This is a genomic window from Amycolatopsis magusensis (assembly GCF_017875555.1).
In the GTDB taxonomy this organism is placed as follows: Bacteria; Actinomycetota; Actinomycetes; order Mycobacteriales; family Pseudonocardiaceae; genus Amycolatopsis; species Amycolatopsis magusensis.
On record NZ_JAGGMS010000001.1, the window covers coordinates 7,541,398 to 7,565,532 of the forward strand.

At 71.4% G+C, this 24,135-nt stretch carries 23 protein-coding genes; 3 read left to right on the forward strand and 20 right to left on the reverse strand.

Annotated elements, in window-relative coordinates:
* Positions 1-30: 30 nt before the first annotated feature.
* Positions 31-1,401: a replication-associated recombination protein A gene (locus JOM49_RS33485; protein ID WP_209668158.1), complete on the reverse strand. Its 1,371-nt coding sequence runs from the start codon at positions 1,399-1,401 to the stop codon at positions 31-33.
* 90 nt (positions 1,402-1,491) lie between these two features.
* On the opposite strand from JOM49_RS33485, the gene JOM49_RS33490 reads away from it, so the two are divergent.
* Complete coding sequence (locus JOM49_RS33490) at positions 1,492-2,253, forward strand: metallophosphoesterase family protein (protein ID WP_209668159.1); 762 nt, start codon at positions 1,492-1,494, stop codon at positions 2,251-2,253.
* Here the strand turns inward: JOM49_RS33490 and JOM49_RS33495 are convergent.
* Positions 2,178-3,311, reverse strand: coding sequence for an FAD-dependent oxidoreductase (locus tag JOM49_RS33495; protein WP_209668160.1), 1,134 nt, complete (start codon positions 3,309-3,311; stop codon positions 2,178-2,180). The two genes, JOM49_RS33490 and JOM49_RS33495, sit on opposite strands and share 76 nt — an antisense overlap.
* A 51-nt stretch (positions 3,312-3,362) precedes the next feature.
* On the opposite strand from JOM49_RS33495, the gene JOM49_RS44210 reads away from it, so the two are divergent.
* On the forward strand, positions 3,363-3,938 hold the full coding sequence (locus tag JOM49_RS44210) for a TetR/AcrR family transcriptional regulator (protein WP_209668161.1): 576 nt from the start codon (positions 3,363-3,365) through the stop codon (positions 3,936-3,938).
* Here the strand turns inward: JOM49_RS44210 and JOM49_RS33505 are convergent.
* The 5 genes from JOM49_RS33505 to JOM49_RS33525 all read right to left on the reverse strand — a co-directional run bounded on the left by JOM49_RS33505 (position 3,892) and on the right by JOM49_RS33525 (position 10,441).
* A complete protein-coding gene (locus JOM49_RS33505; protein ID WP_209671908.1) occupies positions 3,892-4,647 on the reverse strand; it encodes a GDSL-type esterase/lipase family protein in 756 nt (251 codons plus the stop codon). The two genes, JOM49_RS44210 and JOM49_RS33505, sit on opposite strands and share 47 nt — an antisense overlap.
* A 183-nt stretch (positions 4,648-4,830) precedes the next feature.
* Positions 4,831-6,072, reverse strand: a complete 1,242-nt coding sequence (locus JOM49_RS33510; protein ID WP_372444138.1) for a phosphotransferase — start codon at positions 6,070-6,072, stop codon at positions 4,831-4,833.
* A 34-nt stretch (positions 6,073-6,106) separates the two neighbouring features.
* A complete protein-coding gene (locus tag JOM49_RS33515) occupies positions 6,107-7,048 on the reverse strand; it encodes a DUF389 domain-containing protein (RefSeq protein ID WP_209668163.1) in 942 nt (313 codons plus the stop codon).
* Between the two features lie 4 nt (positions 7,049-7,052).
* Complete coding sequence (gene aspS / locus JOM49_RS33520) at positions 7,053-8,822, reverse strand: aspartate--tRNA ligase (RefSeq protein ID WP_209668164.1); 1,770 nt, start codon at positions 8,820-8,822, stop codon at positions 7,053-7,055.
* Positions 8,823-8,935: 113 nt separating this feature from the next.
* Positions 8,936-10,441, reverse strand: coding sequence for an Rv2578c family radical SAM protein (locus tag JOM49_RS33525; protein WP_308158961.1), 1,506 nt, complete (start codon positions 10,439-10,441; stop codon positions 8,936-8,938).
* An 80-nt stretch (positions 10,442-10,521) separates the two neighbouring features.
* Between JOM49_RS33525 and JOM49_RS33530 the strand changes: the two genes are divergently transcribed.
* Complete coding sequence (locus JOM49_RS33530) at positions 10,522-11,250, forward strand: class I SAM-dependent methyltransferase (RefSeq protein WP_209668165.1); 729 nt, start codon at positions 10,522-10,524, stop codon at positions 11,248-11,250.
* Positions 11,251-11,254: 4 nt separating this feature from the next.
* On the opposite strand, the gene JOM49_RS33535 is transcribed toward JOM49_RS33530, so the two are convergent.
* Genes JOM49_RS33535 through JOM49_RS33595 form a run of 13 tightly spaced genes read right to left on the reverse strand, consistent with a single transcriptional unit; the run spans position 11,255 to position 24,012 of the window.
* A complete protein-coding gene (locus JOM49_RS33535; protein ID WP_209668166.1) occupies positions 11,255-12,151 on the reverse strand; it encodes a GNAT family N-acetyltransferase in 897 nt (298 codons plus the stop codon).
* A 32-nt stretch (positions 12,152-12,183) separates the two neighbouring features.
* Positions 12,184-12,822, reverse strand: coding sequence for an NIPSNAP family protein (locus JOM49_RS33540; protein WP_209668167.1), 639 nt, complete (start codon positions 12,820-12,822; stop codon positions 12,184-12,186).
* 54 nt (positions 12,823-12,876) lie between these two features.
* The gene (locus JOM49_RS33545) at positions 12,877-13,833 is read right to left on the reverse strand and encodes a dihydrodipicolinate synthase family protein (protein ID WP_245369559.1); all 957 of its coding nucleotides are present in this window, start codon (positions 13,831-13,833) and stop codon (positions 12,877-12,879) included.
* A 6-nt stretch (positions 13,834-13,839) separates the two neighbouring features.
* Complete coding sequence (locus tag JOM49_RS33550) at positions 13,840-14,595, reverse strand: amidohydrolase family protein (RefSeq protein WP_209668168.1); 756 nt, start codon at positions 14,593-14,595, stop codon at positions 13,840-13,842.
* On the reverse strand, positions 14,592-15,461 hold the full coding sequence (locus JOM49_RS33555) for an amidohydrolase family protein (RefSeq protein WP_209668169.1): 870 nt from the start codon (positions 15,459-15,461) through the stop codon (positions 14,592-14,594). The genes JOM49_RS33550 and JOM49_RS33555 overlap by 4 nt, the downstream gene beginning before the upstream one ends.
* On the reverse strand, positions 15,458-16,573 hold the full coding sequence (locus tag JOM49_RS33560) for a mandelate racemase/muconate lactonizing enzyme family protein (protein ID WP_209668170.1): 1,116 nt from the start codon (positions 16,571-16,573) through the stop codon (positions 15,458-15,460). The genes JOM49_RS33555 and JOM49_RS33560 overlap by 4 nt, the downstream gene beginning before the upstream one ends.
* A complete protein-coding gene (locus JOM49_RS33565) occupies positions 16,570-17,334 on the reverse strand; it encodes an amidohydrolase family protein (RefSeq protein WP_209668171.1) in 765 nt (254 codons plus the stop codon). Before JOM49_RS33565 ends, JOM49_RS33560 begins: the two co-directional genes overlap by 4 nt.
* Positions 17,331-18,062, reverse strand: coding sequence for a creatininase family protein (locus tag JOM49_RS33570; RefSeq protein WP_209668172.1), 732 nt, complete (start codon positions 18,060-18,062; stop codon positions 17,331-17,333). Before JOM49_RS33570 ends, JOM49_RS33565 begins: the two co-directional genes overlap by 4 nt.
* Entirely contained in the window at positions 18,059-19,054 is a 996-nt protein-coding gene (locus JOM49_RS33575) for a Gfo/Idh/MocA family protein (RefSeq protein WP_209668173.1), read from the reverse strand. Before JOM49_RS33575 ends, JOM49_RS33570 begins: the two co-directional genes overlap by 4 nt.
* Positions 19,051-20,637, reverse strand: a complete 1,587-nt coding sequence (locus tag JOM49_RS33580; RefSeq protein ID WP_209668174.1) for a dipeptide ABC transporter ATP-binding protein — start codon at positions 20,635-20,637, stop codon at positions 19,051-19,053. Before JOM49_RS33580 ends, JOM49_RS33575 begins: the two co-directional genes overlap by 4 nt.
* The gene (locus JOM49_RS33585; RefSeq protein ID WP_209668175.1) at positions 20,634-21,470 is read right to left on the reverse strand and encodes an ABC transporter permease; all 837 of its coding nucleotides are present in this window, start codon (positions 21,468-21,470) and stop codon (positions 20,634-20,636) included. Before JOM49_RS33585 ends, JOM49_RS33580 begins: the two co-directional genes overlap by 4 nt.
* Positions 21,467-22,429 (reverse strand): ABC transporter permease, encoded by a 963-nt coding sequence (locus JOM49_RS33590; protein WP_209668176.1) that lies wholly within the window; start codon positions 22,427-22,429, stop codon positions 21,467-21,469. The genes JOM49_RS33585 and JOM49_RS33590 overlap by 4 nt, the downstream gene beginning before the upstream one ends.
* 8 nt (positions 22,430-22,437) lie before the next feature.
* Positions 22,438-24,012 carry an ABC transporter substrate-binding protein gene (locus tag JOM49_RS33595; RefSeq protein WP_209668177.1) on the reverse strand — a complete coding sequence of 525 codons (1,575 nt, stop codon included), beginning with the start codon at positions 24,010-24,012 and terminating at the stop codon, positions 22,438-22,440.
* Positions 24,013-24,135 lie beyond the last annotated feature (123 nt).

Here is a 24,135-nt window from a genome sequence, read left to right on the forward strand (position 1 = left end):
GCCGTATAGGTCGTTATACGGGTGTCGGGGCTACTGACCGCGGATGGTGCGGCGCAGCTTCGGCACCCGTTCGGCCAGCGTGCGCTCGGCCCCGCGCTGCGTCGGGTGGTAGTAGTCCGTGCCGACGAGCACGTCCGGCGGGTACTGCTGGTTGAGCACACCCTCGGGCACGTTGTGCGGGTATCGGTAGCCCTGCGCGTTGCCGAGCTTCTGCGCGCCCGCGTAGTGGCCGTCGCGCAGGTGCGGCGGCACCGTGCCGAGCTTGCCCGCGCGCACGTCGGCCAGCGCGGCGTCGATCCCGGTGATCACCGAGTTCGACTTCGGCGCGGTGGCCAGGTGCACCGTCGCCTGCGCGAGCGCCAGCCTGCCCTCGGGCATGCCGATGAACTGCACCGCGTGCGCGGCGGCGATCGCCGACTGCAGCGCGGTCGGGTCCGCCATGCCGATGTCCTCGCTGGCGTGCACCACCAGCCGCCTGGCCAGGAACCGCGGGTCCTCCCCCGCCTCGATCATCCGGGCCAGGTAGTGCAGCGCGGCATCGACGTCGGACCCGCGGATGGACTTGATGAACGCGCTGATCACGTCGTAGTGCTGGTCGCCGTCGCGGTCGTAGCGCACGGCCGCCTTGTCCACGGTGGACTCGACGGTGGCGAGGTCGATCACGCCGTGCTCGGTGGCCCCGGCCGCGTCCGCGGCGGCTTCGAGCGCGGTCAGCGCCCGGCGCGCATCCCCGGAAGCCAGCCGGACCAGGTGGTCGCGTGCGTCCTCGTCCAGTTCGAGCGCGCCGCCCAAGCCGCGCTCGTCGGTCAGCGCGCGGTCGATCAGGTCACTCACGTCTTCGTCGGTGAGCGGGCGCAGCTGCAGCACCAGCGAGCGCGAAAGCAGCGGGGAGACCACCGAGAACGACGGGTTCTCCGTGGTGGCCGCGACGAGCAGCACCGTGCGGTCCTCGACCGCGCCGAGCAGCGCGTCCTGCTGGGTCTTCGAGAAGCGGTGCACCTCGTCGATGAACAACACGGTGTTCTCGGCGTTGTAATTGCGGCGGCGCCGGGCCTCCTCGATGACCCCGCGCACCTCCTTGACCCCGGCGGACAGCGCGGACAACGCGACGAACCGGCGTCCGGTGGCAGTGGAGACCAGGTTGGCCAAGGTCGTCTTGCCCGTTCCCGGCGGGCCGTAGAGCAGCACGGACGCGGGCGCGGCGCCCTCGACCAGTCGTCGCAGGGGCGCGCCTTCGCCGAGCAGGTGCTGCTGGCCGACCACCTCGCCGAGCGACCGCGGCCGCATCCGCACCGCCAGTGGGGAGCCGGCCGGAATCGGCCGCTCGGCCACCGGTTTCGCGGGTTCCGGCGGCGGAGCCGCCACGTCCGGGTTCACCGTGAAGAGTTCGTCCTGCGCCACGCCGTTGACGTTAGCCGCTGGGTCCGACACCCGGTCCGCTGGCCGCGAACACCCCTGCCCGGGACGGCGGGGGACGAGCAGACTCGGGGCATGCTCGATCGGGTCGCGGTGCTGTCCGACATCCACGGCGTGTTGCCCGCGTTGGACGCGGTACTGGCCGAACCGGACGTGGCGAGCGCGGACCGCATCGTGCTGACCGGCGACATCGCCGCGGGCCCGCAACCGGCCGAAGTGCTGGACCGGCTCGGCACGCTCGGAGACCGGGCGGTGTGGGTCAACGGCAACGCCGACCGCGAACTGGTCCAACTGGCGCACGGCGGCGAGACGAACATCCCGGACCCGATCGCGCCGTGGTGCGCCGCGCAGTTGCGGTCCGACCAGGTGGACCTGCTGGCGCGACTGCCCGCGACGGCCCGGCTGGAGGCCACCGGGCTCGGACCGGTCCTCTTCTGCCACGCGACCCCGCGCGACGACGAGGAGGTCGTGCTGGTGGACAGCTCGCTCGAACGGTGGGCCGAGGTGCTCGACGGGGTCAGCGAGCCGACCGTCGTCTGCGGTCACACGCACATGCCGTTCAGCAGGCTGGTCGACCGCAGGCTGGTGGTCAACGCGGGCAGTGTCGGGATGCCCTACGGTTCGCCGGGCGCGCACTGGGTGCTGCTCGGCGGTGCGGACGGCCCCGCCGTGCAGCACCGGCGCACGCTGTTCGACGCGGAGGCCGCCGCGGATTCGATCGTGGCGACGTCCACCTACTCGGACATCGAGGAGTGGGTGAGCTACTTCGTGCGCAACCCACCGTCGGATGCCGAGGCGCTCACGGTCTTCGCTCCACGCGACGGCCGTGGGTCCTGAGGGCCGAACAAACCTGCGGCGCGGAAGGTCAGGTCGCGCACGGTGGACAGGCCGGGTCGCGAGGTGAACTCGCCGAGCCACCGGGCGGCGGTCGCGACGCGCTGAGCCGGCCGTCGGCGGTCGCGGTCGAACTGGTGCAACGCGCGCACGAGCTCGCCGCCACCGGCGAGGTGACCGCCCAGCGCGACCCCGTCGACCAGGGCTTGGCAGGCACCTTGGCCGAGGTCGGCGGTCATCAGGTGGGCGGCGTCGCCGATCAGCACGGCGTTGCCGGAGACCAGGCTCGGCAGTCCCGGCGCGAGGTAGCGGATCGGGTAGTTCAGGATCTCGGTGCCCGCGCTGCGCTCGATCAGCGACGGCACCGGGTCGCACCAGTCGCCGAACAGTTCACGCAGTTGGACCATCGGGTCCGCGGCGAGGCCGCCCTGGGGAACGCGGATCGGGGCGTACCAGTTGGTCATGCCGCCTTCGGCCGGGGTGACGCCGAACTTGCGCCCGCGACCGAAGATCTCCTGACTGGTCTCGCCCTCGGACGGCACCATGCCGATCCACGCGGAGTAGCCCGAGTACCGCGGCTGGTGCCCGGCGCCGAAGCGGGCCGTACGCACGGCACTGCCGATGCCGTCCGCGCCGATGACCACGTCGTACTCGGCGCGCAACTCCTCGACATCGGCCGGTTCAACTGGTCGACCCGTGCGCACCCGTTCCGGCGGCAATGCGTCCCGGAGCAGGGTGATCAACGCGGCGCGGGAGATCAACACGGGCAGTTCGCCCGTCCGGCGTTCGAGGCGGCCGACGTCGAGCCGCGCCAGCGTCCGCCCGTCCGATCGGCGGAACCGCATCTCCTGCTGCGCGACGCCGGTCCGCCGCACGCGCTCCCCCAGGCCGATCGCGTCGAGCGCGCGCAGCGCGTCCGGCCACATCCCGAGCGCCGTGCCCCGGCCCTCGATCCGCGGACGGCGTTCGAAGACCGTCACGTCCAGGTCCGACTGGTTCAACCGGAGCGCGCAGGCGAGCCCGCCGATCCCACCGCCGACCACCGCGATTCTCACTGTCATGACGTCACGGTACTACAGGTGTAGTCACAGATGTAGTAGTAAGCTGCCGGTGTGCCTTCACCCCAGGAACGGACCCGCCGCGACGAGGTGGTCGAAGCGGCGATCACCGTGCTCGGAACCCAGGGCGCGCGTGGGCTGACCCATCGCGCGGTCGACGCGGAGGCCGGGCTGCCCGCCGGCACCACGTCCAACCACTTCCGCACGCGCGGGGCGTTGCTCACCGGTGTGCTGGCGGGCCTGGCCGAGCGTGACTTCAGCGTCGCCGGCGAATTCGCGGACGACGGGCTCGCCGAGGGCGCCGCCCGGTTCGCCCGGCACATGGCCGGGCCGGACCGGGTCGCGACGCTCGCGCGCTACGCCCTGTTCCTGGAGGCCGCCTGGGATTCGCAACTGCGGCTCCAGCTCGAGGTGGCCGGAGCGCGGGCGGCGGCACCGCTGCGCGCGCTGCTCATCGCGGCCGGGTCGAACCAGCCGGACCTGCACGCGAAGCTCCTGCTCGACCACATCGAGGGCATGGTGCTGCACGAACTGAGCCGGCCGTCGGAGGTGTTCCGGCCGGAGGAATCGCTGCGGCTGCTGGTCAGCGCGATGGGGCTGGGCGGTTCTCCCAGTACGACCGCCACATGATCCGCGCGGCGTAGGGCAGCAGGTCGCGGCCGCGCCGCCAGAGCCACGGAATGCCCTTCACCACCAGCCAGCCGACGTGCTGCACGGCGCCCGCGGTCGCCCCACCCGAACATTCGAGGCTGACCGGCACCCGGATCTCGATACCGGCCTGGGTCAGCAGATCGGCGTACCCCTGCGCGAGCATCCGGTGCCCCAGCTCCGACGGGTGCAGCCGGTCGACGCTCCACGCGGTCAGGTCGTAGGCCCCCGGGAGCGCCATCAGGTCCAGGCAGGGCACACCGCGGGCGGCGACCACGCCGTCGATGACCGCGTTCAGCTCGTCGATCCGCGACCGCAGCGCACGCGACAGCGCACCGGGCAAGCGGAAGACCCGCCCGTGGTCGTGGAAGCGCACCGGGATGACCACCGAACCCACGGCGTGCAGCCCGGTCACCACCTCGTCGAGATCGGCGGCGATGGCCTCGGCGTCGAAATCGGAGCGCAGGGTGTCGTTCATGCCGACGATCAGCAGCACCACCTCGGGCCGGTGCGCCAGCGCGACCGGCAGCTGCTCGGTCCGCACGCAGCGCATCCGGGCGCCGGTGAACGAGGCGTTCAGGTAGCCGTCCGGTTCGATGCCCAGCGCTTCGGCGACCAGCGGGCCGACCCCGCGCCAGGTCCCGCCCGGCAGCGGGTCGCCGAGGCCGACCGCGGTCGAGTCGCCGAGCACGGCCAGCCGGGACACCCGGCGCGGCGCGGGTAAGGGGAAGTCGGTGCGGTCGGGAACCTCGGATGCCAGGGTGAAATCTTCACGCAGCACGGTCACACCGGAGACCTTCCGGCACCCAGGCTCACCCGCGGTGAGGACCGGGTGAAGGCGTGAGGACGCCTCGGGAAAATCCTCGGTGCGCGGCTACCGGAACGCCGGGTACAGCGCCAGCCGCAGGCCCGGCCCGTGACGCTCGTCCAACGCGGTGGACACCTCGAGCGCGTGCGCGGCGACGTCGTCGAGCCCGGCGCGTTCAGCGTGCTTGCCCAGTTCTCCCCACCAGCTGACCAGCGCCGCGGCCCGGCTCGTCGGGGCGGCGCCACGCTCCGGGGCCAGCTCGGGCAGCAGCTCCCAGGTCGCCAGCCAGACGCGCAACAACTGGCTCTCCAGCAGGTGCTCGGAGAGGACGTCGTCGTCGGCCAGCGCGGGCCAGACACCGGCGACTTCGGCACGCCAGGCGGCGACCATCGCCTCGCTCATCCCGGCGGGCAGCGCCAGCGCGTACGGGCACGACGCGAACGGCACCCGCAGGTAAGCGGCATCGACGAGCGCACTGCGCACGCAGCCACGCTCGAAGTCGATGAAGCGGACCCCGCCGTTGGTCGCGAGGTTGTTGTCCGGGCACAGGTCCACCGGGCTGAACGCGCGGTAGCGCGCGGACCGCGCCAGCTCGGCGATGTGCTCGGCGTGCTGGTGGACGGTCTCCGGCGTGTCCACGCCCAGCAGTTCGGACAGCAGCGCGGGCAGCTGGGCGCAGGCGAGCACCGGCGTGGTGTCGTCGCCGACGGCCCGGCCGCCGAGGCGGCGCAGCAGCGCGTTGAAGTCGGCCTCGCGACCGGCGGTGTTGGCGTGCAGCCTGCCCAGCGAACGCGCCCAGGACAGCAGCGACCGCTCGGCGGCCCTGGCGTCCGAACCACGCAGGCGGTCCTGCAGGGTCGGCGCGCGGCCGAGGTCGTCGAGCACGATGACCCGGTGGCCGCCGTCGTGGGCGACCAGCTCCGGGCACATGCGCTCTTCCTGGGCCAGCGCGGTGAACAGCTGGTAGCTGACCGCCTCCTGGGCGAACGGGTCCGCGCCCAGCTCCGGCGGCTCGCCCGGGTAGTGCTTGATCACCAGGGTGCGCGGCAGGGCGAACGGTGACGCGGCGACCCGCACGCGGACGACCGTGGCCGGCCCCGTTCCGCGCAGGTCCTCGGGCTCGACCAGCGGGATCGCGCTCCCGAACCGGTGCGCCAGTACCGCTTCGCCCGCCTTGATCGCGGCTTCGAGCGCTTCGTCAGCCTCAGTGACCTTCATGGCTTCGCCGGCGGCAACCCTGGTGCCTGCCGAAACCACCGCCCCGTTGCCTGATGTGTTCGTGGAGTCCTTCGAAGTGTCCACAGTCATTGTCCCCGACCCTACTCGTGAGCGTGCGTGCCCGTCACCCGCGTGAGAGTGGACGTTCCGTGGAGGCCCTGCGTTGTCCCTTGCGTCGCAGCATCAGCACAACGGCCGCGGCCGCGACGACTCCCACCAGGTTTATCACGAGCTGGACGACGGAACCGATACAGCGGCCCCACTCGTTAAGTACGGCCGCGACCACCGCGTAGCCGGCCGCCGGAACGGTGGTCACCGAGATGAACACCCCGACCAGCGCGGCCGACTTCGCCGAGGTCAGCGACAACATCCCGGCCGCGCCCGCCAGCAGCGCGACGATCAGCGAGTACGGGCCGACCTGGTAGATGAAGTCCACATCGTGGTCACCGAGCAGTGCCGCGCGGTCGAACAGGCCGGTCGCCTCCCCCACCACGGTGAAGGCGAGGGTGATCAGCATCGCCACCGGGAAGCCGATCGCGAGCGCCGCAGCCGCCCGGCGCACCAGGTCCCACCGCCGCATCACCAGGCCGACGGCGACGGCGGCGAGCGGGCCGAACTCCGGGCCCACCACCATCGCGCCGACGATGGTCACCGAGGAGCCGGTCACCACGCCCACCGCGGTGAGCATGCAGGCGAAGGTCAGGAAGCTGAGGAAGGTCACGTTGAGCCGTGACTCCTCGCCGGTGCGGCCGAGCAGCTCCTGCCAGACCACGGCGTCGGCGCCCTCGCCGGGCGCATCCTCCTCCGCCTGGTCCGCGGCGTCGGACAGCGCGGTGTCGATCACCTCGAGGGTGATGCCGCCGGTGTGGTCGAGGCCCAGCTCGCACAGCCCGTCGATGATGTCGTCCGCCGACTCGCGGGCGATGTCGGCCTCCACCACATCGCCCGCGGGCTGGACCGCGGCACCTTTGAGCAGCACGAGGTGTGTGGCCCCGCGGTGCTCGGACAGCAGTTCGAGCACGCGCTCGGTCTTCTCCGGTGGTGAGACCGTGCGCAGGTGCAGCACCGGCTCAGCCCTTGACGGGCGCCGGCTTCGCGTCGACGCCGGCCTCCTTGCGCTGCTCGGCGGTGATCGGCGCGGGCGCGGCGGTCAACGGGTCGAACCCGCCGCCGGTCTTCGGGAAGGCGATGACGTCGCGCAGCGAGTCGGCGCCGGCCAGGAGCATGGTGATGCGGTCCCAGCCGAAGGCGATGCCGCCGTGCGGCGGGGGGCCGAACTGGAAGGCGTCGAGCAGGAAGCCGAACTTCTCCTGCGCCTCGTCGGCGGACAGGCCCATCAGCTCGAACACGCGCTTCTGCACGTCGGCGCGGTGGATACGGATGGAGCCACCGCCGATCTCGTTGCCGTTGCAGACGATGTCGTAGGCGTAGGCCAGCGCGTTGCCCGGGTCCTGCTCGAACTTGTCGATCCACTCCGGGGTCGGCGAGGTGAACGCGTGGTGCAGGGCGTTCCAGTTGCCGCTGCCGACCGCGACGTCGTCGGACTCGTCGGTCGCGACGAACATCGGGAAGTCGACCACCCACACCAGCGACCAGGCGTTCTCGTCGATCAGGCCGAGCCGGTGCCCGATCTCCACGCGCGCGGCACCGAGCAGCGCGCGGGCTTCGCTGGGCTTGCCCGCGGCGAAGAACACGCAGTCGCCGGGCTTCGCGCCGACGGCCGCGGCGAGGCCTTCGCGCTCGGTCTCCGACAGGTTCTTGGCGACCGGGCCGCCGAGTGTGCCGTCCTCGTTGAACAGCACGTACGCCAGGCCGCGGTGACCGCGCTGCTTGGCGAACTCCTGCCAGCCGTCGAGCGTGCGGCGCGGCTGCGAGGCGCCACCGGCCATCACCACGGCGCCGACGTACGGCGCCTGGAACACCCGGAACGGGGTGTCGGCGAAGTACTCGGTCATCTCGGTCAGCTCGAGATCGAAGCGCAGGTCGGGCTTGTCCGAGCCGTACTTGGACATGGCCTCGGCGTAGCTGAGGCGGCGGAACGGTCGCGGCAGTTCGACGTCGATCAGCTTCCACAGCGCGGTGACGATGTCCTCGCCGAGCGCGATCACGTCGTCCTGCTCGACGAAGCTCATCTCGATGTCGAGCTGGGTGAACTCGGGCTGGCGGTCGGCGCGGAAGTCTTCGTCCCGGTAGCAGCGGGCGATCTGGTAGTACCGCTCCAGCCCGCCGACCATGAGCAACTGCTTGAACAGCTGGGGCGACTGCGGCAGCGCGTACCAGGAGCCGGGCTTGAGCCGGGCCGGGACCAGGAAGTCGCGCGCGCCCTCGGGGGTGGACCGGGTCATGGTCGGGGTTTCGACCTCGACGAAGTCCTGCGCGTGCAGCACCTCACGGGCCGCGCGGTTCACCTCGCTGCGCAGGCGCATGGCCTTCGCCGGGCCGCTGCGGCGCAGGTCGAGGTAGCGGTGCTTGAGGCGGACCTCTTCACCGACGTCGACGCGGTCGTCGATCGGGAAGGGCAGCACGGCCGACTCGGACAGCACCTCGAGCTCGGTCACCAGCACCTCGATGGCGCCGGTGGGGATCTCGGGGTTCTCGTTGCCCGCGGGGCGCGCGGCGATCTCGCCGGTGATGCGGAGGCAGAACTCCGAGCGCAGGCTGTGCGCGCGCTCGGCCATCTCGCCCTCGCGGAAGACGACCTGGGCGACCCCGCTGGCGTCGCGGAGGTCGATGAAGATGACGCCACCGTGATCGCGCCGACGGGCCACCCAGCCGGTGAGGACTACGGTCTGGCCGGCGTGCTCGGCACGCAGCGTGCCGGCGTTGTGGGTGCGAAGCACTGCGGTTGCTCTCCTCGGACGTGGCTCGTCTGGCGATTCAGCAGGGATTTTCCCCGGCAGTAGAGGCTAACGAACCACCGGTGGCCCGGCTGAGGCAGGTCGCCGCAGGTCGGCTACAGCGGGAAGAGCGGCTCCTGCCGGGGCACGGTCGACTCGCGCCGCTGGGTGGGGAGACCGTCCACCTGGTCGACCGTGGTCGTGCGGAAGACGTTCGAATCCAGACCGTGGCGCCGCATCAGTGTGGCGAACCGCGCCGAGAGTTGCTTGCGGTAGAACGACTTCGCGTAACTGCCGCGGCCGTACAGCTCGCGGTACAGCGGAACGAGCGCGGGATATTCGACGGCCAGCCAGCGGGCGAACCATTCGCGGGCGCCGGGACGCAGGTGCAGCGCTATCGAGGTCACACTGGTTACACCGGCCGCGGCGATCTCGGCGAGCAGGCTGTCCAGCGCCTCGTCCGAATCGGTCAGACCGGGCAGGACCGGCGCCACCAGCACGCCGCACGGCAGGCCGGCGTCACGGATGCGGCGCACCAGCTCCAGCCGTGCCTGCGGGCTCGGCGTCCCAGGTTCGAGGCGCTGCTGCAGGTCCCGGTCGAGCAGGGCGATCGACACGCTCAGCCCGACCGGCACCTCGGTGCTCACCGAGGACAGCAGGGGCAGGTCCCTGGTCAGCACGGTGCCCTTGGTCAGGATGGAGAACGGCGTGCCCGAGTCGGCGAGCGCGGAGATGATGCCCGGCATCAGCCGGTACCGGCCTTCGGCGCGCTGGTACGGATCGGTGTTCGTGCCCATGGCGACGTGCTCGCGCGTCCAGCTGGGTTTGCGCAGCTGGGTGGCCAGCACCTCGGGCGCGTTCACCTTGACCACCACCTGGCTGTCGAAATCCTTGCCGGCGTCGAAGTCCAGGTAGGTGTGGGTCTTGCGGGCGAAGCAGTTGTGGCTCACCACGCCGTTCGCGATGAAGTCCCCGCTTTCGGTGGTCAGGTCGTACATCGGGATCTCGCGCCCGAGGTCCTCCACCCGCGCGACCCCCAGCCGCGCGGGTAGTTCGGTGGTGTACAGGCTGATGCCGACCAGTTGCTCGCCGACCGCGAGGTGCGGGCGCGCGGCCGGGCCGGGGCGGTCGGCGATCACGTGCCGCCAGCCGCGCTCGGTCAGGAAGCGGTGGTCGCCGCTGGCGATCAGCTCGACGCCGTTCTCCAGCACCACGCGGTACGCGCGTTTGACCGTGGCCCAGTGCGCGAGCACCCGCGTGGGCGCGCCCCGGCGGTAACCCTGGTACGACCGGGTGCCGAAAACCTCGTCGCCGACTTCGATCTCCTCGAGCGGTTTGAGGTCGCCGTCGGCCATGAGCACCTCGGTGTCACCGGCCAGGCAGTAGGTGCACGCGTGGGAACAGCCGCGGTACGGGTTGACCGTCCAGCTGAACGGCACCGCCGACGAGCCGGGCACCTTGTTCAGCACCGAGCGCGCCCGCACCTCGTGGAAGGTCACCCCGGCGAACTCGGGCGAGGTCACCGACCGCACCAGCCCGGCCAGTCCCAACCCGGGAATCGACTGCTCACCCTCGTCACCGACCCGCTGCCTGTCCCACCGCACCCCCAGAGTCGAACACACGTTCGAACTCCTGTCAAACACACGAGCGAGCGCGGAAAACCGATCGCCGGAGGTGCTCGCGGGCGCCTAGGTTGGACCGCGTGCCGGACCCGATCTTCGCCCATCCCCGCCTCGCACCGCTCTACGACGCCTTCGACGGCGAGCGCGACGACCTGACCACCTATCTAGCCATCGCCGACGAGGTCGGCGCGACACGCGTGCTCGACGTCGGCTGCGGCACCGGAGCGCTGGCGGTCGTACTGACCGAACGCGGTCGCACGGTCATCGGCGTCGACCCGGCCGCGGCTTCACTCGAGGTCGCGAGGGCGAAGGATTCCGACGGCAAGGTCACCTGGCTCCACGGCGACGCCACTACCCTGCCCGCGCTCGAGGCGGACCTGGCGGTGATGACGGCGAACGTGGCGCAGGTCTTCCTCACCGACGAGGACTGGGCGCGGACCCTTCAAGGGATCCACGCCGCACTCCGCCCGCACGGTCACCTCGCGTTCGAAACCAGGCGGCCCGAACGACGGGCGTGGGAAGACTGGTCCGCCGACCCCGCGGAGATGACGCTCGACCTCCCCGGAATCGGAGCCGTGACGCAGTGGCGGGAAGTCACCTCGGTCGACCTACCGCTGGTCTCGTTCCGCCACAGCTACCGCTTCCACGCCGACGGCACGGTGCTCGCCTCCGACTCGACCCTCCGGTTCCGCGACCGCGACGAGGTGGAAGCCACCTTGGCCGCCAACGGTTTCCGCGTACTGGACGTGCGAGACGCCCCGGATCGACCCGGCCGCGAATTCGTCTTCCTCGCCGAACGCACCACCTGAACCGTCACAGCAGTTCGTAGCGCCAGTCGTTGCAGCGCATGAAGTGCCCCGACGAATGCTCGAACTCGCACGGCCCGACGAAGGTGAAGCCCGCCTTGCGGCACAACGCGTTCGACGGCGCGTTGTGCACCGACGGATAGGCGCGTACTTCGGCGAACCGCGCTTCTTCTTGCGCGCTCGCCAAAGCCAGCCGCACCGCCCGTGCCGCGACACCCTGGCCGCGGAACTCCGGAAACACTCCCCAGCCGCTTTCGTACACCTCCTTTCCCAGCCAGGTTCGCTTCCAGTAGCCCACGGAGCCGGCCAGTTCGTCGCCGAACCGGATCCGGAACATGCGGTCCACCGAATCGGGACGCGCGGTGTCCAGATAGCGCCGCTGCCGATCGAGCAGCTTCTCCTCCGTTTCCGGACCGCCCGTGTGCGCGGTCATTTCCGGCGTGTTGGCCCGCCGGATCAGCCACAGATCTTCGGCCGTCCACGGCTCGATTCGCACTTCCGGCTCCGGGTGCAGCAAATCGCGCAACAGCGCCAGCTCCCGTCGCCACATCCCAGCGGCGCCACCTGCCTCCCACAGTTCGGCCAGTTCGGATTCGGGACCACCCGCCCGCGCCAAGGCGCGAACGGCGAGTTCCCGGTACTGCTCGTCCCAGGACGGCACCGGATTTTCCGGCCCGCCACGCAGATCGGCGGCTGCGCCGCCCGGCTGTCCGGCCGCGACCAGTGCTGCCGCCGCGACCGCTCTCTCCCCTATCCCGGCGTCCAGCCGTCCGGTCGAATCCGCCGCGTCCAGCAGGACACTGCGCACGACCTCCGGCTGGAACGCCTGGTCCACTTCGTCCAGTTCGGCGGCGAACGCTCTCGCCGCGTCGTTGTCGAAGGGCCCGGTGTCCCAGGTACCCATGCCCGGCAGGATCGCACGCGGCACCGACAGTTTCAGCGCAGTGCCGATCCGGCGGTCGGGTGCAGGACCAGGTTCTGGAGCTCGCCGTCGAAATCGACCCGCTCGCGCCAGCTCTGCTTGCGCGCCGATTCCTCGTCGGCGAACCGCGAAAACCAGACGAAGACTCGCTCCCCTTCGCGCACCGGCAACGCCGGGAAGTTGTTCTCCGCGACCAGCGTCTCGAACGACGCGACCGGCGGCTCGTCCAGTTCCGGCACGATCGATGCCTCGAAGAGTCCGGCGAAATCAACGCCGTCCACCGCGCAGACCGTCGCCGTGTACACCCCGGTGGACGCCGTGGTGATCTGTGCGAACCCGGTGTCCGGCCGGGCAGGTCGAAGCAGGAGGACGTCGTCGGAGTCGAGCATGGTGGCGTTCGCGGCCGGGCCGTGTGCCGCCCAGATCGGCCCGCCGTAGAACCCGGTCAGCGCCGCGGCCCGCGACGGCAGGTCCGCGAAGCCGCGCACCCAGACGAACCGGTCTGGGTCGTCGGCGTCGCGGAACTGGCCGAGCACCCGCATCCCGCACGCCTCCTGGCCGGTGACGAACTCGCGGTCGAACAGGTCGACCAGTTCGTCCCGGCGGCCGGGACGCAGGGTGTACTGGCGCAGTTCGAGCACAGGAAGGTTCATGGCGCGCACGCTAGGCGCGGATCACTGACACCTCCTGTCAGTGATCCGAAGCGATCACGCCAGCCGCGGCAGGAGGTCGTCGAACTCGCCCAGGAACCGGTCCACCATCCGGATCTCCTCCCGGTCCAGCAGGTGCCCCGGCTCGCGGCAATGCGCACTGGCGAACAACCCGCGCCGCACGGAGATCAGCTTTTCCGCCGCCACGATCAGCTCGGTGTCGAGCATCCAGTACGAGATGTAGGGCAGCAGCCGCCGGTACAGCTCCATACCGCCGGCCTCGTCATCCTGGGCGAACCGCCGCCACAGCTCGACGTACACCTCGGTGAACGAGCAGCCCGGCTGCGTCCCGACCGCGCCACGGCGGATCGCGTCGGGCAGTTGCACCCCGGCGTAGCCCTCGACCGCGGGCAGCGGCGGATCCGCGGCGGCCAGTTCCTCGATCAACGCGCCCGGTGGACTGGATTCGACCTTCACCAGCGCCAGGTTCGAATGCTCACGGGCGATCTCCGTCAACGTGGCGCTGTCGAGGCTCGTCCCGGTTTCCGTGGGCGCGTACTGCAGTACCACCGGCGTCGGCGCGACCGCGGTGAGCACGGCACGCACGTGCGCCACGATCGACCGCCGCGAGGGCGCCAAGAAGTGCGGCGGCAGCAGGTTGATCAGGTCCGCCCCGGCGCCCACCGCGTCGACCGCGCGCTGCACGGCGAGCCGCGTGGCGTGGTCCTGCACCGCGATGATCGCCGAGACCTCGGGCCGTGTCGCGGTCTCCTCCAGGAGGATGCCCGTGAGCAGCTGCCGCTCCCATTCACCCAATTTGTGGAACTCCGAGGCGAACCCGGGGAACATCACGCTGCTCACCCCGGTCCCCAGCACGTACCGCACCACGCGCCGGAAGCCCGGCACGTCCAGGTCGCCGTTGTCGGCGAACGGCACCTCCAGCACCGGCGACACCCCGCGCACCGGCGGCCGTCGCACGTCCTCCTCTTCGGCGCGCACCTCCGCGATCGTCATCCCCGATCACCCTCTCCCAGTGGACCCGCCCAGCAGACCGGTCACCGTCCCCCCGAGCACGGCGGCGCGCTCCGGTTCCCCGATCGTCCAGTCCCGCACCCGGCGCAGTTCCGCCGCGGGCACGGTGTATGGCGCGTCGGTGCTGAACACGACGCGGGAAGTGCCGATCTCCGGATCACGCGCGAATTCGCTCAGCACGGTGTCCCACGGCGCGTAGGCGGTGTCGGCGTACAGGTTCGGCGCCTGCCGGAGGGCGGGCGCGGCGTCGATCCAGAAGTCGGTGGCGCCACTGCGGCCCATCACGAAGTCCAGTTCGGGGTACCGCAGGGCCAGCAACGCGAGCGGCAATGGGACCGCGCTCGGCGGGGTGCCCGTGCGCACGTAGACGAACCAGCCGCGGTCACGCGCGAATTCGAGCAGCGGGTCCAGCAGGCCGTCCAGTAGGTCGAACCCCTGCAACACCGAGTCGACGGCCAAGGCCACGGCACCGCTGTCCGCCGCGCGCGCGAGTTCGTCGACCGCCGCCGGACCGCGCCACGGAGTGGCCACGGCGTAGGCCAGCAGCCTGCCACCGGAGACCGCGGCCGCTGACGTGGTCTGCAGGTTGCCCTCGCGGTTGTCGACCGCGATGCACCGCTCCCCCGGCGAGATCAACGTGGTGCCGATGCCGAGCCGGTCCATGGTGGCGACCAGGTCGGCGGCGGTCAGCGCGACCTCCCGGCCCTCGCCGATGCGGGCGTGCGCGTCCACCACGGGTGTCATCGGCTCAGCCCCAGTGCGCCCAGCGCGTCCGCGTGGATGATCCGCTCGACCTGCTCCAGCGGCACCCTGGGCAGCGCCGTGCCGTCCAGGATGTCGTTGACGCGGCGGATGCCCGCCATCGCCTCGGCCGTGCCCGCGATCGGGAAGTCGCTGCCCAGCAGCAGCTTCCCCGTGCAGCCCCATTCGTGGGCGGCGAGCAGCGATTGGTAGCAGACCCACGGGCGCAGGTAGATCGACGAAACATCGGCGTAGACGTGCGGGTGCTTGCGGATGGTCACCGCTGTGTCGGTGCCCCAGGGATGACCCATGTGCGCCAGCACGATGCGCAGTTCCGGGAAGCGCAGGGCGATCTCGTCGGCGACCAGCGGATGGGTGTAGCGCAGGGGCGCGTGCCGCATCGGTGAGGCGCCGGCGTGGAACAGAATGGGCAAGCCTTCCTTTTCGCAGTAGGCGTAGAAGGCCAGTGCCTGCTCGCTCAGCGGGTCGAAGTCCTGGTAGTTCGGCCCGAGCTTGACCCCGCGCAGGCCGAGTTCGCGGCAACGCTCGGTCTCTTCGAAGACGTTGTCCCACAGCGGGTTCACCGAGAGGAAGCCGATGCGGCGGGCCGGGTCGGCGGCGGCGAACTCGGCGGTCGCGTCGTTCGTGCGCTCCGGCGGGTACGGCAGGCCGGTCATCGGTTCCGGGTCGTCGACGGCGATGTTGAACACGATGGACACGTCGGCGGCCGCCATCTCGCGGTCGTAGTCGGCCCACGAGTTGGTCGTGGTCACGTCGCGGTCGGTGCGCCAGTTCGGGTAGACGCGGCGCTCCTCCGGTGGCACGGCTTCGCGGTGCGTCGGCGTGTGGGAATGCACGTCGACGATCACCGGAACCGCCGTCGCAGGTCGTCCCTCGGCACCACGCCGAGCCCGTGTCCGTCGGTGAGCCGCACTCGTTTGCCGTTGTTGTCCAGCGGCTTTTCCAGGATGTCCTCGGCGTAGTAGTGGGCGCCGATGATGTCCGACGGCAGCCGCTCGCTCAGCGCGGGCAGCGCGCACGCCACGTGCAACTGGGCGGCCGCGCCGAGGCCCAGTTCGCCGTTGGAGCCGATCACCGTGTCCAGCCCGAAGGTCTCCGCGACTCGGCCCTGCAGCACCGCTCTCGCCGGGCCCCCGGCTTTGCCCAGGTAGACGCTGATGACGTCGGCCGCGGACGCGCGGATGACCCGGGCCAGGTCGTCCGCGCCGAACACGGACTCGTCGGCGACCACCGGCACGCCCAGCGTCCGGATCGCCGCCATGCCCTCCAGGTCCGAGGGCTGGACGGGCTGCTCGACGAACGCCGGGGCGAACGTGGTCAACCGGCGGACCGCCTCGCGCGCTTCGGCCCGGCTCCAGCCGCCGTTCGCGTCGACCCCGATGAACGCGCCCAGCCCGGCGAGCTCGCGGACCCTGGCCACACGGGTGAGATCGCCGTCGATGCCCATGCCGACCTTGACCTTGAACGAGGTGAACCCCGCCGCGACGGCCGCGCTGTGGGCCTTCTCCAGCACCTCGCCGTCACCCGAGAGCGACAGCTTGATCGGCACCTCGTCGCGGTACGGCCCGCCGAGCGCGGTGACCAAGGGCATGCCGAGGGTGCGCGCGTAGGCGTCCCACAGCGCGGTCGACACGCCCGCCTTGGTGAACGGGTTCGCCGCCAGCACCCGGTCCATGATCGCTTCGAGCGAGCCGGGCGGGGCGAGTTTGCGGCCGAGCAGCGCGGTGGTCAGCACGTTGCGCACGAAGTGCTCGGCGCTGGCCGCGTCCTCCCCGCTCCACAGCGGCGTGGCGCTGACCTCGCCGAACCCTTCCACGCCCTCGGTGGTGACCACCCGGACGAGCAGGAAGTCGGAGCGTTCGTGACTGCCGTTCGCGCCGCGCACCACCAGCGCGGGGTGGGCGGGCAGGCTGACCGGCAGGGTGTGCACCGCCGCGATCCTCGCCGTGAGCACGCTCATCCGAGCCACCCGCCGAGCAGCCGCCGGGGATTGGTCACCAGCATCTCCTCCCGCTGCTTCGCGGTGATGCCCCAGCCGTCGATCTCGGCGATCCTGGCCACCGCGTAGTCCTGGCTCGCCCGGTCGGACAGGCCGGCGTCGGTGCCGAAGAGCACCTTGCCGTCCGGCGCGGAGGCGAGGATGTGGCGGGCAGCGTACGGCGGCGTCCCGCACAGGCAAAGGTAGAGGTTCGGGGTCACGGTGACCGCGGCGAGCGCTTCGCGCCAGCAGTCGTGCAGCCCGCCGTGCCCGAGCACCACCGGCACACGGGGGTGGCGGCGGGCCAGCGCGGCGATCTGGCCCGGCATCGAATACGGCGGCGAGCCGTCGTGGGAGAGCACGATGCCACCCGCCGACTCGACCTCCTCGCAGATCTCGTCGAGCGCGGTTTCGTGCATGCTGAAGCCCTGCAGCCAGGGGTGCAGTTTCAGGCCGCCGAAGCCCAGCTCGGTGAAGCAGCGGCGCACCTCGTCGGCGGCGCCGGCGTGACGCGGGTTCACCGTGCCGAACGCGACCATCCGCCGCGGGTCGGCCGCGGTGAACTGCGCCAGCTCGTCGTTGGCCCGCGGGGTCGCGTCGAAGAGGCCGTCGTGGGCCAGCACGACCGCGGCCTCGATGCCCGAGCCGTCGAGGAAGCCGAGGAACTCGCCGGGCCCGAACTCGGCGCCGCCGAGCCAGGTCGACGCGTGCCAGGCGGGCGGATGGGTGTGGAAGTCGATCACGGCAGCTCCGCCAGCGCGATCAGCCGGTCGGCCAGTGCCTTCTCGACCTCGTCCAACCAGTTGGACCCGCGTTCGGCGGAGGCCCGCTCGGGGCGGTCGGTGTAGCCGTCGATGCGCAGCCAGTTCGCCTGGTCGTGCAGTTCCACGCCGGGCAGCGCGGCGGTCTCGGGCAGTGCGATGCGTTCGACCGGGCGGCCCACGAGGTCCGGGTCGACGGCGAGCACGAGCGAGGTCTCGAACTCGCCGGCGTGCCCCGGCACGGGTGCCGCCGAGTGGTCGGCGACCAGGTTCCAGTAGTGCACGACCGACACGGACAGGCCGTAGCGCGCGGACGCGGCGGCAGCCGCCGCGTGGCAGACGCCCTGGTTGCCGCCGTGTCCGTTGATGATGACCAGCCGTCGTCCACCGCAACTGGCGACCGAACGCGCGAGGTCGGTCAGCACCGCGATGGCGACCTCGGTGGTCAGGGAGAGCGTGCCGCCGAACGGGAGGTGGTGGTCGGAGGCGCCGAACGGCAGGCAGGGCGCGAGCACCAGGTCGCGCGAGGACGACTCGGCCGCCCGCTCGGCGGCGCGATGGGCGAGGGTCGTGGCCAGCAGCGCGTCCGTCCCGGTGGCCAGGTGCGGGCCGTGCTGCTCGGTCGCGCCGAACGGCAGCACGACCAGCGCTTCCGGCAGCACGGCGCCGAGTTCGGCGCGGGTGCGGTCCGACCAGGTGAACACGGTCATGCCAGGCTCCAAGCCGCGAGCACGGCCACCCGCTCGCTGATCTCCAGTGCGGCCAGGCCGTCGGCGAGGCCGGGGGACGGGACCGCCCTGGCGCCGCTGATCAGCTCGGTGAACCGCGTCAGTTGCAGGTCGAAGCACCGGGTGGTGCGGTCCTCGTCGAACGCCACGCGCTCCACCCCGGCGGCCGTGGTCAGCCGCAGGTCGAAGGTGAACCCGTCCAGTTCGGCGTGCCCGCGATCGCCGACGACGCTGATCTCGCAGCGCGGCAGCGCGTCGGTCAGCCAGCCGAATTCGGCCAGGACGGTGACCCCGCCCGGGTAGGTCAGGCGGGCGCCGCAGAGGTTCGCCGAGGGGAGGTCCGGCCGGGTGGCCACCGCCCAGGAGTCCTCCAGGCGCTCGGGCGGACCGCCGAACAGCGTGGCGAACCAGTCGAACACGTGCGCTCCCTCGTGGACCACGGGCATTCCGTGCGCCAGTGTGGCCTCGATCCGCCGCTCGTGCTCGGGGGCGTCCGGGGCCCGCCGTTCGTCGTAGATGTGCGCCCGGACCAGAAGGCCGTCCCCGAGCCTGCCGGAGACGATCCAGTCGCGCAGCACCTCCAGTGCGGGGTCGTGCCGGTAGGTCAGCCCGACCTGCACGCGTTTGCGCTGGCCGGCGGGCAGTTTCGCGAGCGGCGCGGCGGCCGAGGACGACACCGCGAGCGGCTTCTCGGCGAGCACGAACCGGCCGGTCGCGGCCACCCGGCCGACCAGGTTCGGGGTCACCCAGGGCGGTGTCGCCAGCACGACCGCGTCGATCGCCGGATCGGCGAGCACCTCCCCGATCGAGTCGAACGCGGGCGCGCCGGTGTGCTCGGCGGCCAGCGCACGGCGCGCGGGATCCGGGTCGACCACGGCCGCCAGCCGGACGCCCGGGTTGCGCAGCAGTGCGGGCAGGTGCGCGCCGAGCCCGATCTCGCCGAGCCCGGCCAGCGCGATCGCCGGAACGTTCATCGGGACACCTGCCCGTCTCCGGTGACCAACGCGGGGACCGCGTCGATCAGCGCGCGCGTGTACTCGTGCTTCGGATCGTCGAAGAGTTCCGCTCGGGTGCCCGTTTCAACGATCCGCCCGTGCCGCATCACCGCCAGCCTCGGCGCCACCTGCCGTACCACCGCGAGATCGTGGGAAACGAAAAGGTAGGTCAGGCCCAGTTCGCGCTGCAAGTCGCGGAGCAGGCGCAGGATCTGCGCGCGGGTCACCACGTCGACCGCGGAGACCGCCTCGTCGAGCACCACGAAGGACGGTTCGAGCGCGATCGCGCGGGCGATGTTGACGCGCTGGCACTGCCCGCCCGACAGCTCGCGCGGGTAACGCCCGGTGAACGCGGCGGGCAGTCCGACCAGGTCGAGCAGCTCGGCCACCCGGCGTCGCCGCTCCTTCTTCGACGCGCGCTGGTGCACCTGGAGCGGCAGGCCGACGATCTGTTCCACGGTCTTGCGCCGGTTCAACGAGCCGAACGGATCTTGCGGCACCAGCTGCATGTCCCGGCGCCGTCGCCGCAGTTCACCCCGGGACAGCGAGCCGAGCGCGACACCCTCGTGCCGCACCTCGCCCGACACCGGGCGGTCCAGCCCGAGCACCAGCCGGGTCAGCGTGGACTTGCCCGCGCCCGACTCCCCCACCAGCCCGAAGGTCTCACCGCGGTGCACCGTCAGTGACACCTCGTCGACCGCGGCATCGCCGGAGCCGAAGCGCTGGACCAGCCGGTCCGCCTCGATCAGCGGTGGCTCCGGGATCGGTTCAACCGGTTCGACCGGCGTGCGCAAGGTGACCACCGAGCGCAGCAACTCGCGGGTGTACTGGTGTGCCGACGCGGTCAGCACGCCCGGCAGTCCACCTGATTCGACCACGCGCCCTTCGCGCATGACCTGGATGCGCGCGCAGAACCCGGACGCGACCGCGAGGTCGTGTGTGATGAACAGGACGGCCATGCCGCGGCGCGTGGCCAGGTCGTCGAGCAGCGACAGGATGCGGGCCTGGGTGGTCACGTCGAGCGAGGTGGTCGGCTCGTCGGCGATCAGCACCTCCGGCTCGCACGAGATCGCCATCGCGATCATCACCCGCTGCCGCATGCCGCCGGAGAACTGGTGCGGGTACTGCCGCACGCGCCGGGTGCCGTGCTCGATGCCGACCTCGCCGAGCAGGTCGATCGCCGCCGCCCGAGCTTCGGCCGCCGTCACGTCCCGGTGCGCGCGGATCGCCTCGGCGATCTGGTCGCCGACCGGGCGCACGGGGTTCAGGCAGGACAACGGGTCCTGGTAGATCATCGCGATGCGGTGACCGCGCACCCGGTCCAGTTCGCGGTCGGCCGCGGTGACCAGATCCACCCCGTTGAACACGACCCGCCCGCCGGTGATCTCGGTCGGCGGCGGGTTCAGCCGCAGCATCGACAGGGACGCGATCGTCTTCCCGCTGCCCGATTCGCCGAGCAGCGCGAGCCGCTCCCCCGCGGCCAGTTCCAGGCTGAGCCCGTGCACCAGCGACGGGCCGCCGCGCAGGCCGACCGCGAGGTCCTCGACGGAAAGCATGGTCATGGCGCGCCCCCGCCCGCCCGCAGCACGCGCTGCACCTGGTCGCCGAGGGCGTTCAGCGCGCCGATCGCCACGAAAAGGACCAGCGCGGGCAACAGCGGGTACCAGATCGACTCGAACAACTTGTCGTACCCGGATTTGAGCAGGGTGCCCCAGGAGGCGTCCGGCGGCTGCACGCCGAGACCGACGAAACTCAAGGTGGCCTCCAGCATCAGCGCGGTGGCGAGGTTGAGCGACGCCTGCGCGAGCAGCGCGGGCACCGCGTTCGGCAGCACCTCGGTGAACAGGGTCCGCGACCGCGGCACGCCGACCGCGTCCAGCCCGCGCACGTACTCCGATTCGAGTTCGGCGAGCACGGCCGAGCGGGCGATCCTCGCGGTCAGCGGGCTCATCAGCAGGCCGGTCACGAGGATCATGGACGGCGTCGCCGAGCCGAAGGCGGCGACGAAGACCAGCGCGAACAACACGATCGGGATGGCCAGCGCGGCCTCGGCCAGGCGCATCAGCACCTCGTCCAACCAGCCGGACCGGGCCGCCGCGAGCAGGCCCCACGCCACCCCGAGCACCATGGCCACCAGGGTCGCCCCGGCCGCGAAACCGAGCGAGAGCTGACCGGCGTGGGCAACCCGCGAGAGCAGGTCCCGCCCGAGTTCGTCGGTGCCGAACAGGTGCGGCCACCCCGGCGGGGCGAACCGGTTGCGCGCGTTGATCGCCGCCGGGTCCGGCAGCAGCAGCGGCGCGAGCAGGGACAGCAGCACGAACCCCGCAAGCACGGCCAGTGCGGCGATCGCGGCGGGCCGGGCCAGCAGACGGCGCCCGGCGGCGGGCGCGGTCACCGGTGCGCCCGCCCGATCCGCAGGCGCGGGTCGAGTACCCCGTAGAGCAGGTCGACCGCGAGGTTGACCACCACGAACGCCGCCGCCAGCAGCAGGACCGTGCCCTGGATGACCCCGTAGTCGCGCTTGAACACCGAGTCCACGATCAGCATCCCGAGGCCCGGCCAGTTGAACACGTACTCGACCGCCACCGCGCCGGACAGCACGCCGCCCACGGTCACGCCGAGCGAGGTGAGCGCGGGCAGCAGCGCGTTGGGCAGCACGTGCCGCAGCACCACCGCCCGGCGGCCGATGCCCTTGCCGGTGGCCGTCCGCACGTGGGCCGCGGCATCCACTTCGGACAGTTCCGAGCGCAGGTGCCGGATCAACGGCGCGGACAGGCAGATGCCCAGCGTCAGCGCGGGCATCACGAGCGTGCGCAGGTTGCCGACGGGGTCCTCGGTCAGCGGTACGTACCCCTGGTGCGGCAGTACTCCCAGTTTGACGCTGAAGATCGCCAGCAGCACGATGCCGAACACGAACGGCGGCGCCGCCATGCCGGTGACCGTGTACGCGCCGACCAGGCGGCCGGGCCAGCGGCTGCGCACCACGGTCGGCAGCACGGCGAGCACCACCGCCAGCAGCACGGCCAGCACCAGCCCCGCGGCGGACAGCTCCAGCGTCGGGCCGAGGCGCTGGCCGATCAGCACCGTCACGTCGAACTGGCTGAAGTACGACCGGCCCAGCTCGCCACCGAAGATGCCGGTGATCCACGCCCAGTACTGGACCGGGATCGGGTCGTTCAACCCGAGCTCCTCGCGCAACGCGGCGAGCGCGGCGGGATCGATGTTCTGTGCCGCGCCGACGCGCGCGACCGTCGGATCGCCGGGCAGCAGGCGCAGCACGACGAAGATCAGCACGGAGACGCCGAGCAGCATCAGCGCGCTGACGGCGAGGCGGCGGAGCAGGTAGCCGGTCATGCTCCCGCCTAGGCCGCGAATCCGGCTTCCTCCAGGTGCAGCGTGCCTTCCGCCTGCACCCACAACCCGCGCACCTGCGGCTGCGCCACGGACAGGAAGGCGGTCGACCCGATGAAGACCACCGGGTTCTCGCGGTTCAGGATCCGCTGCGCGTCCTTGAACGCGGTCTCCCGCTCAGGGCCTTCCCCGGCGGATTCGATCGCGGCGATCGCCTGGTCGTATTCCGGCGGGGCCACCCAGTTGCACTCGCAGGTGCCCTTGGTGCCCTCGAACCAGGCCAGCGGATAGCTGTCCGGCGGCGGGGTGAACGACAGGTAGTTCGCGGCGAGCAGGTTCGGGTAGCTCTTGCCCTTCGGGTAGAACTTCGCCGACCAGGTGCTCACCTCGTTGGTCTGGATTTCCAGCTTGATGCCGATCTTGGCGAGGTCCTGCTGCAGGATCTGGCCGACCGTGGTCCATTCCTGGTAGTTGCCCGCGACCGCCCAGAAGCTCAGCGTGCTGCCCTCGGTGACCCCGGCTTCGGCGAACAATTGCTTCGCGCGGTCGAGGTCGAACCCGTGCGACGGCAGGCTCTGGTCGTAGAACCGGTTCTTCGGGTTGACCGGCACGTTGGCCGGGGTCGGCACCCCGTAACCGGCGTAGGCGGCGGCCATCATTTCGGTCCGGTTCGCCGCGTACGAGAGAGCTTCGCGAGCCTTCGGGTTGTTGAAAGGCGCCGCGCTGGTGTCGAGTTCCCAGACCACGAAGCCGGCGGGTTCGGCGGCGGTGAGCAGTTGCCTGCCTTCGGTGGCCAGCCCGGCGACGCTGTCCGGCGCGACGCTCCACAGCACGTGCACCTGGCCGGACCGCAGCGCCGCGTTGGCCGCGGTCGCGTCGGCGTACCGCACGATCCGAATCTCGTCGAGGTTCGGGCGCGGACCCCAGTACTCGTCGTTGCGCACCAGTTCGACCGTCTGGTCCGGCACGAACGACCTGAGCCGGTACGGCCCGGTGCCGTTCGCCGCGCGGTCGATGTTCGCCAGGTCGTCGACGTCGGTCATCCGGACGTCGATCACGTCGACCGGCAGCTCCGGGTTGGGCGAGTCGAGCGTGAGCACCAGCGTGGTGTCGTCCGGCGCGGTCACCGCCTCGATCATGTCGATCTTGGCGGCGACCTGCGCGGGTATCGCCGGGTCGAGCACGCGATCGAAGTTCTTCTTCGCTTCGGCGGCGGTGAACGCCTTGCCGTTGTGGTACTTGACCCCGGCGCGGAGCTTGAAGGTCCAGGTGCGGTGGTCCGGGGTCGACTGCCAGGACTCGGCGAGGTCGGGCTTCGCGGTGTTCTGCGGGGTCCAGGTGGTGAGCCCGCTCCAGAGCAGCGTCTGCAACTGGGTCTGGGCGCCGCTGGCGATGGTGTTCGGGTCGAGCTGGGAGACCCCGGCGATCTGGCCGTAGACCAGCGTGCCGCCGGGAGCGATCGGGCCGGTGCCGCTGTCGGCGCCGGGCTGCGGCTGTTCGGGTGGCGCGTCGCCCGCGTTGGAACAGGCCGAAGTGAGCAGGAGCAGCGCCAGCGCGGCGGCCCCCCGTCCGTGCGCACGCCTCACGGCAGCCTCCAGTGTCCCTCGCGTCCCCTGCACACCGTTGGTCCAGCGAGGAAACCTCTGAAATTCGCTATTTCGAAGATAGCTTCCCCGATTCGAAGATGCTAAGTCTCCGATCGCCGCGGG